At 45.2% G+C, this 11,306-nt stretch carries 9 protein-coding genes; 6 read left to right on the top strand and 3 right to left on the bottom strand.

Features of this window, described 5'->3' with window-relative positions:
• Positions 1-794 precede the first annotated feature (794 nt).
• The 4 genes from Q4Q46_RS21075 to hemN all read left to right on the top strand — a co-directional run bounded on the left by Q4Q46_RS21075 (position 795) and on the right by hemN (position 4,253).
• Positions 795-1,433 (top strand): class I SAM-dependent methyltransferase, encoded by a 639-nt coding sequence (locus Q4Q46_RS21075; protein ID WP_107950056.1) that lies wholly within the window; start codon positions 795-797, stop codon positions 1,431-1,433.
• A gap of 90 nt (positions 1,434-1,523) precedes the next feature.
• Positions 1,524-2,084 (top strand): Der GTPase-activating protein YihI, encoded by a 561-nt coding sequence (gene yihI, locus Q4Q46_RS21080; protein ID WP_106648817.1) that lies wholly within the window; start codon positions 1,524-1,526, stop codon positions 2,082-2,084.
• A 72-nt stretch (positions 2,085-2,156) separates the two neighbouring features.
• Positions 2,157-2,615: a DUF2489 domain-containing protein gene (locus Q4Q46_RS21085; RefSeq protein WP_311906985.1), complete on the top strand. Its 459-nt coding sequence runs from the start codon at positions 2,157-2,159 to the stop codon at positions 2,613-2,615.
• Between the two features lie 261 nt (positions 2,616-2,876).
• The gene (hemN, locus tag Q4Q46_RS21090) at positions 2,877-4,253 is read left to right on the top strand and encodes an oxygen-independent coproporphyrinogen III oxidase (protein ID WP_006084752.1); all 1,377 of its coding nucleotides are present in this window, start codon (positions 2,877-2,879) and stop codon (positions 4,251-4,253) included.
• 4 nt (positions 4,254-4,257) lie between these two features.
• On the opposite strand, the gene Q4Q46_RS21095 is transcribed toward hemN, so the two are convergent.
• Entirely contained in the window at positions 4,258-4,491 is a 234-nt protein-coding gene (locus tag Q4Q46_RS21095; protein WP_311906992.1) for a hypothetical protein, read from the bottom strand.
• Positions 4,492-4,597: 106 nt separating this feature from the next.
• A complete protein-coding gene (gene add, locus Q4Q46_RS21100; protein WP_311906987.1) occupies positions 4,598-5,608 on the bottom strand; it encodes an adenosine deaminase in 1,011 nt (336 codons plus the stop codon).
• Between the two features lie 210 nt (positions 5,609-5,818).
• Between add and Q4Q46_RS21105 the strand changes: the two genes are divergently transcribed.
• Both Q4Q46_RS21105 and Q4Q46_RS21110 read left to right on the top strand, forming a co-directional pair.
• Positions 5,819-7,630: a DUF885 domain-containing protein gene (locus Q4Q46_RS21105; RefSeq protein WP_311906989.1), complete on the top strand. Its 1,812-nt coding sequence runs from the start codon at positions 5,819-5,821 to the stop codon at positions 7,628-7,630.
• Positions 7,631-7,725: 95 nt separating this feature from the next.
• Positions 7,726-8,709 (top strand): alpha/beta fold hydrolase, encoded by a 984-nt coding sequence (locus tag Q4Q46_RS21110; protein WP_198573810.1) that lies wholly within the window; start codon positions 7,726-7,728, stop codon positions 8,707-8,709.
• Here Q4Q46_RS21110 and Q4Q46_RS21115 read toward each other — a convergent pair.
• Positions 8,666-11,116, bottom strand: coding sequence for an EAL domain-containing protein (locus tag Q4Q46_RS21115; protein WP_311906991.1), 2,451 nt, complete (start codon positions 11,114-11,116; stop codon positions 8,666-8,668). The genes Q4Q46_RS21110 and Q4Q46_RS21115 overlap by 44 nt on opposite strands.
• Positions 11,117-11,306: the final 190 nt, after the last annotated feature.

Genomic DNA, 11,306 nt, shown 5'->3' on the forward strand with positions numbered 1-11,306 from the left:
GTATTATCACCCTTTTTTTACACCACCAAGTTGACGTGAACGTAAACTGCATAAGATTCATGCTTGACATAGATCACAGATTTCGGTTTAATAAGCCCCGTACCGAGATAAACCCATCTGTTTGTACAAAAAGATTAATAATAACTTACAGGTTTCGGTATAATTAACATTCAAGATATAAGAATAAAGACACTCAATAACAATAATATACTTAAGACCACTCTCTAATAATAACAAGAGTCGTGATTTCCACTTGAAATCCAGGTCAGCACAATTTTGTAAGGGATGGCCGATAACGCCAATTTGCTTCTAGCAAAACGCCTTACACTCAGGGTAACTTGCCCCATCAGGACACAGTTTACATGATGTAAACTGTCGCAAAGGAAGCGATAAGCTTAGGATGCACTGGCTGGATGCTTGTTATCACTGGAAGGTACTTAAGTAACACGGATGGTTAACTAAACGTCAATGATGACGATGCTATACAATGATGTGTCGCGAGACCATCTACGGAAACTGTGGTCAGGATGGCGACAGAAAAAAATAAAGTGTCTGGAAGACCGTTAACAAAAATAATGCAGGGAAAGCAGTAAAAAAAAGAAGGATACCGACCGGGAAAGTCGCATAGCAAGTATGGATACTTGGAATCAGGATAAGGTGCTAAAGCACCCTTTGTAAGGCGGCAGTTTAACTGCCGCCTTTTTTCTTTTGTAACACACCCTAGTGTCTAAAATGTGCACTCGACCAATATAATTGGTACAATCAAAGCCTTAATAACCAGTTCAGCAGACTCAATGCCCAGATGCCCTCTTTGTCATAACAGTCAGACACAACTCCTTCATCAAGATAAAAAGCGGAGTTTTTATGTTTGCAAGACATGTGAGTTAACCTTTGCGGATGCCAATAGCCATTTACCACCCGCGGCAGAGAAACAAAGATACGGTCGTTCACGCATAGCGTTGAAGCAAAAGCAGCTATCGCAATTTATTTTGCCGCTGTTAGCGCAATTAGAGCAGCAGCAAGCTGGTCGTTTATTAGGATTGAATTTTGGACGCATACTCGATAATGAGAGTCTGGCGACCATAGAAAATGCGGGCCACAAGTTAAACCAATACGATCCCTTTTTTGCCCCGAATCATGATGTGTTAAAGCAAGAATATGATTTTATCTGCTGTTATCGCGTTTTTGAACATTTTCAGTACCCAATAAAAGAGTGGGCCTTACTCTCTCGACTACTGCATCCTGGTGGTTGGTTAGCGATAAGCACACCGTTACTGACTGAATTAGATGGTTTTGCTAAGTGGCATTACAAGAACAACCTCACCCATGTGAGCTTTTACCAGCGACAAACCTTCGAGTACCTAGCAAACAATAGCGATTTTGAACTATTATTTGCCGCAAAGGACCTCGTTTTGATGCAAAAAACATCATAATCTGATATAACACTCGGCCTAATTTCGCACCTTGTAGACAAGCTCAACCTTAGTCTACGGGGCCATACGTTGTAAACAATTGAGAAGACCATGTCTCGTAGCAAGAAAACACGCAAGGGCGGCGAGAACAGCCCTAAGTTACAGCCAAGAGTGAAGAAGCAAGATCGCGCTGTAGCGACTGGCAAACGTAAAGATTCTGGCAATAAATCAGGCAGTCGTCATAACGAAAGCTTAATTTTAGCGCAAGCGCCGCAACAGCAGGCCGCGAAGAAAAAAGACCCGCGTCATGGCAGCAAAAAGCCTATTGCTTTAGCGATTCCTGCGGCAGTGGTAACAGACAAAGCCGCTCAGCCAAAAGTGAAACAAGCTAAGCTGACTGACGAGCAAAAACTGCTGAAATTGGAAGAAGATCCAAGATTAAATCAGCTATTAGATATGCTGGAAGAAGGCCGCGACCTCAACGATGATGACCAAAAATGGTTAGATCAACAGCTGAATAAGATTGAAGCCCTGATGGTTAAACTCGGTATTAGTGACGATATGGATGATGATGCACCTTCATCACCAGCTAAGTCTTTGTCTGACGATGAGTTGTTCGACAAGTTCGAATCAGGCGCTGACTTACTCAAAGATTATCAAGACAAGTTCTAACCTCTCAGTGCTAAGGCATAGGGAACTCAGTTTTTAGCTGTGCTCCTTATGCCATTCATATAAGGAGTCTCTGTGTCTACGGCTATCATTATTCTCGGTTTTATTATCATAGTAGCGCTAAGTAGCTACGCCACCTTCTTAATCCTAAAACTCAAGCAGCAAAAAAAGCGTCAGCAAGCCGAGCGTGAAGTCACGGCGAATGCAAAACGTGCCCAAGTTTTAGATGATATCCGCTATATCGCCACTGCCATGATTGAAGACCGCTGTGAGATCTCTGAAGGCGTGGTAAGAATTGGGCGATTATTTGAAATCCTGTCATTGAGTGAGCGCGTGGCTCCTGATTATCCTTCATTATTCAAACACTTTGAGCTAATTAAAGATCATCCCATCATGGATGCTCGCCAAGCCTTGCCTAAACAAGAAAGGATGAAGTTAGATTTGATCAGAATGAAGTCCGAAGCGGCATTAGAGCAAGGCATCAATGATGATGCGAAAAAACTGGCGGATTACCAAGCCAAAGCGATGCATTAAACCCGCTCATTGTTATACCTCAAGACCACTTATGTTGTGGTTTTGAGGTCATCTCGATAAAACCCACTCCAATCTTGCTCTGCTTCCTCCCGTGAGCCTGCGCACAAAACCACCATATATCGACAGACAAGCGTACTTTTTTGATAGATATTGCGTAACTTCTAAAAAGACAGACGTCATTTTTACAACCTAGATCAAGGTTATTTACTTAAGAACCTTGCATACTTCGCTTGTTGCTAATTTACCCACGGAGGACACGCCTTGAAGCAGCCCACTCAGATTAGCTGGGATCAGTCGATGATCGAAAAGTATAACTACAGCGGTCCCCGTTATACCTCTTACCCAACGGCATTGGAGTTCGATGACACATTCACCGAACAAAACCTGCTGACGGCCATTGAAAATAGCAAAAGCGATAAACTGTCGCTGTATATTCATATCCCGTTCTGCGCCAAGCTTTGTTATTACTGCGGCTGTAATAAAGTCATCACCCGCCACCAACACAAAGCCGATCAGTACATTGAATATTTAAGCCAAGAAATTATCAAACGTGCGCCCCTGTTTAAACATTACAGTGTGACCCAAATGCATTGGGGCGGCGGTACACCTACGTTCTTAAATCCTGAGCAGATTCTTAAACTTACGTCATTGATTAAAGCTAACTTTAACTTTGCGGAAGAAGGCGAGTACTCGATTGAAGTCGATCCTCGCGAGATAGAACTGTCAATGCTCGACACATTGAAAGAAGCGGGCTTCAACCGGATCTCCATCGGCGTACAAGATTTCAATAAAGAAGTACAAATTGCCGTTAATCGCGAACAAGACGAGCAATTTATCTTCGACTTGATGGCCAAAGCGAAAGCCATGGGTTTTGTGTCAACCAACATAGATTTAATCTATGGTTTGCCACACCAAACGCCAGAAACCTTTGCCGTCACTATGCAGCGCGTTTTAGATTTATCGCCTGACCGTCTATCGGTATTTAACTATGCTCACTTACCTGCGCGCTTTGCCGCTCAACGTAAGATCAAAGACGAGCATTTACCTTCGCCAAAACAAAAACTCGAAATGCTGCACCAAACTATCGAGACCTTAACTGGCGCGGGTTACCAATATATCGGTATGGATCACTTTGCTAAACCCGATGACGAGTTAGCCAAGTTACAGCGTGAAGGCAGACTGCACCGCAACTTCCAAGGTTATACCACCCAAGAAGAATGTGATTTGTTAGGTCTTGGCGTGTCATCCATCAGTCAGATTGGCGACTGCTATGCGCAAAACCAGAAAGATATCCGCCCTTACTATGAAGCCATAGATAAGGAAGGCCATGCTTTGTGGAAAGGTTGCAGCCTGAACCGTGACGATGAAATCCGCCGCGTAGTGATTAAACAGCTGATTTGCCACTTCGAATTAGATATGGCGAAAATTGATGAGAAACTGGGGATTAACTTCGAAACCTATTTCGCGGAAGATCTTAAGTTAATGCAGACATTTATCGATGACAAGCTAGTTGAAATCGTCGACAGACAGATCACTATCAGCCCAACTGGCCGTTTATTGATCCGCAATATCTGTATGTGTTTCGACCTTTACTATCGCCAAAAAGCACGTCAGCAACAGTTCTCGCGCGTGATCTAAACGCTTATTGCTGCACTCGTAAACGCTCACAAAAAAATCCGACTCTAGAGTCGGATTTTTTATTGATGGCAATTTTTAGTAACGACTCAGAGCTTATACCAATCGTATTAAATATCTGTTCATTCAGCGGGAGTTCAACGCGCTTTAGACAAGGCGAAGGCTTGAAGGCATAGTGGTGCTCTGTCGAAAGCCTTAAACGCAGTATAAAGCGCGTTGAAACCCGCCCCTTGGGAGCCACACAGGCATCCCACTCCCGTGTTGCATTGACTAAAAAGGGAATAACCATTTCTGCGTCAATGCGCTTCGGATTGAAATGCCTGTGAGGCTCTGAACTGATTAGATATTTAAATGTGATTGGTATATATCTTAGCGGCATACAGTGCTTTGCGCTCACTGTCCGATAAAAATGCCATTTCAACGCCGTTACGTTGCACCTGCGCTAACTCAGCATCGGTTAACTTGAGTTCAGATTTGGCGATACGATACTCATGATTAATGTCGATAGCACTCACACCGGGATCATCGGTATTTAGACTTATCAACACGCCTTCATCCATAAAGGTTCTAAAAGGATGCTCAGCGTAAGAAGCCACAGTAGAAGTATGCAAGTTACTGGTTGGGCAAGATTCGATACCAATACTGTGCTTAGCAAGATATTCCATCAGCTTAGGATCGCGAATCGCGTTCACCCCGTGACCAATTCGCGTCGCGCCAAGTTCTTGAATCGCTTGCCACATACTTTGTGAACCCGCAGCTTCACCGGCGTGAGCCGTAATCGCCAGACCAGCATCACGAACACGTTTAAAGTGATCGTTAAATAACTCGCCAGGGAAGCCCAATTCATCACCGGCTAAGTCCATAGCCACGAGATGTTGTTTATGGGCGAGTAAGCCTTCAAGTTCTTGAGTACAAGCGGCTTGACCGAATGAACGTGACAAAATACCAATCAAATTGATCTTCACGTTATAGTCTTTTAAGCCCGCTTTAACGCCGTCGACTACCGCTTCAACTACACCTTCAATCGGTAACTTATGGTTCATCGCCATATAGTAAGGACTAAAACGTAACTCAGCGTAATCTAAGCCAGATAACGCCGCATCGGCAACGTTTTCATAGGCGACGCGTTTAACCGCATCCAAATCTGCGAGTACGGCAACCATCCAATCGAGCTTCTTTAAGAAGGCGACTAAGCTAGTTTCTTTCCCCTGAATTTGCACAAAAGGTGCGAGCGTCTCTAAAGAATCGGCAGGTAGCGCAATGCCGTGTTGGTGTCCTAGTTCCCAAATGGTATTTACCCGCACATTACCGTCTAGGTGACGATGCAGATCCACCAATGGAATGGATGTATCAATCATATTTAACCCCTATTTGAACTACCCAGCCAATGCTTTTGTTATTTGGTCGCGGGCGGACACTAAGTTTAACACGCATTTTCGGGGGCATTTATGCGCTAAACGCATTTAAATTCACATTCAGTCACAATTCTGCTTAATATCCATACAAGGAACGGCCGCATTCATCAGGCATAATGACTTCAATAACAACGAAAATATCAGAGATCTAACATGCATAAACTCTTAACCCCCAGTTTATTGATATGCGCATTAGGCGCCTGCAGTGCCACTCAAACCACAAAAAATATTCAAACCCCATCGTCACAGACAATATCAGCAGCACAGTCGCAAGTTGAGCCAATCGCTCCCGCGCTGCAAGCGATTATCGACCAAAGCTGGCAATTACAGCTCAGTGCGAATCCTGAAATGGCTTACAGCATGGGCGATGCCAGTGCCGCAGGAAAATTAACGGTTCTCTCGCCAGCCGCGCTCGCTAAGCTTAATCAAGGTCAAATCGCAGTACTAGCGCAGCTCAAAGCACTCGACCGCGGCAGCTTGAGTAAAGAAGATAAGATTAATGCCCAAATACTGGAAGATCAGATCCAAAACGATGTCGACCTATATCGTTTCAAGGATTATTACCTGCCCATTACGGCGGAAAGCGGCTTCCACGCTTATATCACGTCAATCGCACAGGGAAGATTCAACACCCTTGAGGATTACCGCAACTATATTGCCAAACTCAATGCACTCCCGACCTATTTCGCCCTGCAAACCCACTGGCTAAAACAAGGATTGGCCGAGGGAATAACGCCGCCAAAAGTGACACTCAATGGCTTTGAAGACAGTATCAGTGCTTATATCGTCCCTGTTGAAAAGAGCAGTTATTTCAAACCTTTTACTCAATATCCCAACTATTTCACTGAGGCACAAAAAACTCAGCTGACCCAAGAAGGCCGCACTTTAGTTGAGCAAAAAGTCTTGCCGCTGTACCAAAACTTTTATGATTTCATGACTAAAGAGTACATTCCCAATGCCCGGGAAAATATCGCGGCCAGTAGCTTACCTAACGGCGCAGAATTTTATGAGAATAGGGTACGTTACTATACGACCTTGAATATGACGTCGACGCAAGTGCATGAACTGGGCGTAAAAGAAGTACAACGTATCCGCCAAGAAATGGAACAAATCATCGCGTCAGTAGGTTTTAAAGGCAGCTTTGCCGACTTCTTACATTTCCTGCGGACCGATCCTCAGTTCTACACCACCAGTGCCGATCAGTTACTCAAAGAAGCGGCATTTATTGCCAAAAAAGCCGATGCCATGCTACCTAAGTACTTCGGCAAACTCCCACGCCAACCCTATGGTATAGCGCCAGTGCCTGCCGAAATTGCGCCGAAATACACCACAGGACGATATTCAGGATCGAACGGCGATGATGAACCCGGTTACTACTGGGTCAACACTTATGCATTGGATAAGCGCCCACTCTACGAGCTAGAAGCCTTAACCTTGCACGAAGCCGTACCCGGTCATCATCTGCAAATTTCACTCAACTCTGAGCTAACCTCACTCCCAGATTTCCGTCGTTATGGCTATATCTCTGCCTTTGGTGAAGGATGGGGGCTATATTGCGAATATTTAGGTTTAGAAGCGGGTTTCTACCAAGATCCATACAGTAACTTTGGTCGCTTAACCTATGAAATGTGGCGCGCGGCCCGTTTAGTCGTAGATACTGGCATGCACGCCCAAGGATGGAGTCGTCAACAAGCCATCGACTTTATGGCCAGCAATACCGCACTATCACTGCACAATGTCACTACCGAAATTGACCGCTATATTTCGTGGCCAGGACAAGCCTTGTCCTACAAAATTGGTGAGTTAACAATCAAACGATTACGTGCCAAGGCAGAACAGGAACTCGGCGACAAATTTGATATTCGTGCCTTCCACGATGCTGTGCTCGAAAATGGCTCTGTACCTATGTCGATCCTCGAACAGCAAATCAATGATTTTATTGAAGCGAAAAAGGTGACACGCTAAGTTAATGAAATTCATGGGAGTCGGTATTTTCAGACTCCCATGGTTGTCTGTTACACTCTAGCAAACCATTCAAGCCAAATGATTTGCGACTGAGTATGAGCCAAGCCAAAGCGACATTTTCGACTGAACACGATTTAAATACCTCAGAGCAGCAAGCCTTCTGGCAAAGCGTTGTTCAAGACACGCTAGCCTCTGCCGACGGCGTCACGCTGGCCTATATGATGGTCAAACATCCCCAAGCGCATACCGCAATCGTTCTCAGCAGTGGCCGAGTCGAGTCCTATTTAAAGTATCAAGAATTGGTCTTCGACTTATACCAACAAGGTTACTCTGTTTATGCCATAGATCACCGTGGCCAAGGGCTGTCGGATCGTATGACAATCAATCCACATATGGGCCATGTGCGAAGATTCAATGATTATATTGATGATTTTGCACTATTTATGCAGAAGATAGTGTTACCACAAAACGACAAACAACTCATGCTACTTGGCCATTCAATGGGTGGCGCGATTGGCACTTTGTATCTCAAACAGCATCCCGATATTTTTACCGCCGCGGCATTTTCCGCACCCATGTATGGCATTAAATTACCTATGCCAAAAGCGTTCGTACGCTGGTTGGCCAGTAAACTCGATACCACACTCAATGGCGGCGAGCCTAATTATGTACTTGCAGGACAAAACTATAAACCTGTTCCATTCAAAGGGAATGAGCTAACTCACAGCCAAAGCCGATACCAAGCCTACCGAGAATTGTATGATGCTGCCCCTAAGTTACAACTCGGTTCACCCACTAACCGTTGGTTGACTGAATCTTTAGATGCGGCAGATACTTGCGTACTGGCAACGGCACAAATTCGCACTCCGATACTGATACTGCAAGCGAGTGAAGATAAGATTGTTGATAATGCGGCCCAGAATCTCGCCGTGAGTACCCATTGCCAATTGAAAGTAATCGCTGGGGCTGCCCATGAGATTTTTATGGAAAAAGACGCCTGCCGAAACCAAGCCTTAAACTATGCTCTCGACTTCTTTAAACGCTACGCAATAAAGGACGAGGACAAACAAGCTGGATAAGGTCCGCTTGGTTTAGCGCTCGGCTGAATAAATAGCCCTGATAACCATCACAGCCAAATTCAACAAAGGCTTGATAGTGTTGGGGTGATTCAACGCCTTTAGCCACCACGTGCAAATTAAACTGCTGCGCAGAGACAATTAACGCCTTCACTCTTTGTGGCATTGCGGCCAATGAATCAATACAACTCATATCCAATTTAACCGCAACTAATGGCTGGTTGGCTAAACAACTCAAAGCACTCGATCCAGAACCGAAATGATCGAGGACGATACCTATCCCCGCATCGACCAACTTAGACACGCGCTCAGCCACAAACTGTGGTTGCATTAACAATGCGGCCTCATTGAGCTCAATACCCAGTTGATTCGCCGCAATACCATGCTCTTTAACTAACGCAATCAATGCATCAACAAAATCTGCCTGACCAAATGAGAATGCACTGATATTAAGAGTTAAAGTCGGCAAACTCCGGCCTTGGGCATGGGATGTCTGAATAAACTGACACACGCGTTTAGCGACCCAAAGATCGAGTTCAGCAATCATTCCTCCCTGTTCGGCTAACGCTACGAACTCTGTAGGCGGGATAAACTCGCCATCGGCACGATACCAACGCGTGAGCACTTCAGCCGAGACCAATTCACTGTGCGCATTCATCACAGGTTGGAACATTAACGTCATGCTATCTTGCTGTAATGCCGTCTGTAATTCCTGTTGTAACTGTTCATCACGGCTCTGACGTAAATCCATCTCAGCATGATAGAAAGCGCATCCCGCTTGCCCAGGTTGCTTAGCACTCAAGGCTGCTAACTCGGCGCGGCGCATGACTAAAGCTGGATCTAAGGTCTCTATGCTGTCGAGCAAACAAATCCCCACATTCGCGCTGAGCTCAAAGTGATGATGACCGTAATGGAATGGTCGAGCAATCACTTGCCTTAACTCACTCGCAAGCGCTAAAGCACGACGCGCAGCCACTGAAGCATCAATCGCTAAGTCTTTCGCCAGCAAAACAAAATCACCGGACTCCAATCGACCAACGGTAATATTCTCAGTAAAATAACTCGATAGACGTGCAGCCACTTGCGTGAGTAAGCGCTCTAATTCGTGGGAGTTTAGAGTCGCGACCAAGCCTAATCTATCCACCTCAACAAGCAGCAATGCTCCCCATTGACCCGAGCTATTACCTTGGGTTAAAAATTGCGACAGCCGGGCCATAAAGGCATCGGGTAACATCTTGCGACCCGTAACCGATTGATCCACAAATTCATTAATCGCAGCATGGTTTTTGGCACTTTCTGACACATCCATATGAATGCCGATCATCCGAGTCGGACGTCCTTGAGGGTCCCAATCAACCAACATGCCGCGATCCAGCACCCACACATAATGCCCCTCTCTATGTCGCAGGCGATGGACACTTTCAAATTCCTTACTCTTACCGCTAACGTACTCCTGCAAAGCATCCAGTACGATATCCCTATCATCGGGATGTAACCGCGTTTCCCAAGTCTGGAATACGCCCGCTAATTCATCCGATGCATAACCGATCATCTCTTTCCAGCGATCAGAAAGAAAAACCTCACCCGTGCTGATATCCCAATCCCAAATACCGTTCCGCGAGCCTTCCACCGCAAACAGCCAGCGCAGTTCGCTGTCATTCAACTGTTTCACAGCACGACTCAAACGTTCATGTACCTGTTGCAAACTGGCTTGCAATGATAAGACTTCTGATGAGCTCCAAGGGATCGATGTCGAAAAGGAAGAAGTCCCTACCTGTTTAGCGGCCTCGCTTAATATTTGGAATGGACGGATCAACAGGAAATAGAGAATGAAGGTAAAACCAATCAGTAATAATCCACCCAGCCCCCAAACCCGCATAAAACGTTGTTGTAACTTAGCGGAAGCTTCGGCAACTAAAGGCGCTAAATCAGCTTCAAGATAAATCAAATCAACCGCACCACCATACTGAGGCACGACGGGATAATATGCTTGAATAGTTAAGCGTTCGAGATTAACGAGAATTTGTGGCAGGAAAGCCTGAACCACAGCACGATGACGAGTAGCATCATAACCATCAATGACTTGCATGGCATTGCTATCGCGCCAAACAGTATGGTTTGCAAAACGAATACGGCTATCAGCATCAACTAAGATATAAACCATAGTGCCCATATCCAGCGCAGCTAAGGAAACCTCCTGCTCGATCCGCTCCACATCCTGTAAAGCCTGTGCCGATTGAACCACATTCTGCATCCGGAACAACTGCTGCTTTATCAGTGTCGATTGTCGCTGCGCCAATTCAGCACGCACTTGATCGCTTTCAAACAGGTACTCGCCTATGACCAACACTAAATATAGTGTCAGCATACACAGAGGGAGCAGTACCGCGAGCGAAAGCTTACGAAGCATAGGCAACAGACAGCCTTTAACAAAAATGTGAATAGTTTTGTATGCTAACGGGAAACTAACCACTAAGCAAAAGGACTTATCAAACTAAGCGAGATCTTGATGTAAATAATCAACTTAGAGTATAAAAGTCTGAAATATAGGAAGGAAAAAACGTAAAGAACTAGCGAAATGACCAGAGCTAAAACGAATA

The sequence above is a fragment of the Shewanella vaxholmensis genome, assembly GCF_031932135.1.
GTDB lineage: Bacteria > Pseudomonadota > Gammaproteobacteria > Enterobacterales > Shewanellaceae > Shewanella > Shewanella hafniensis.

Coding starts and splice junctions, on each gene's coding strand:
- yihI (WP_106648817.1), top strand. CDS start 1,524: ATGTCTCGTAGCAAGAAAACACGCAAGGGCGGCGAGAACAGCCCTAAG.
- Q4Q46_RS21105 (WP_311906989.1), top strand. CDS start 5,819: ATGCATAAACTCTTAACCCCCAGTTTATTGATATGCGCATTAGGCGCC.
- Q4Q46_RS21110 (WP_198573810.1), top strand. CDS start 7,726: ATGAGCCAAGCCAAAGCGACATTTTCGACTGAACACGATTTAAATACC.
- add (WP_311906987.1), bottom strand. CDS start 5,608: ATGATTGATACATCCATTCCATTGGTGGATCTGCATCGTCACCTAGAC.
- Q4Q46_RS21115 (WP_311906991.1), bottom strand. CDS start 11,116: ATGCTTCGTAAGCTTTCGCTCGCGGTACTGCTCCCTCTGTGTATGCTG.
- Q4Q46_RS21075 (WP_107950056.1), top strand. CDS start 795: ATGCCCAGATGCCCTCTTTGTCATAACAGTCAGACACAACTCCTTCAT.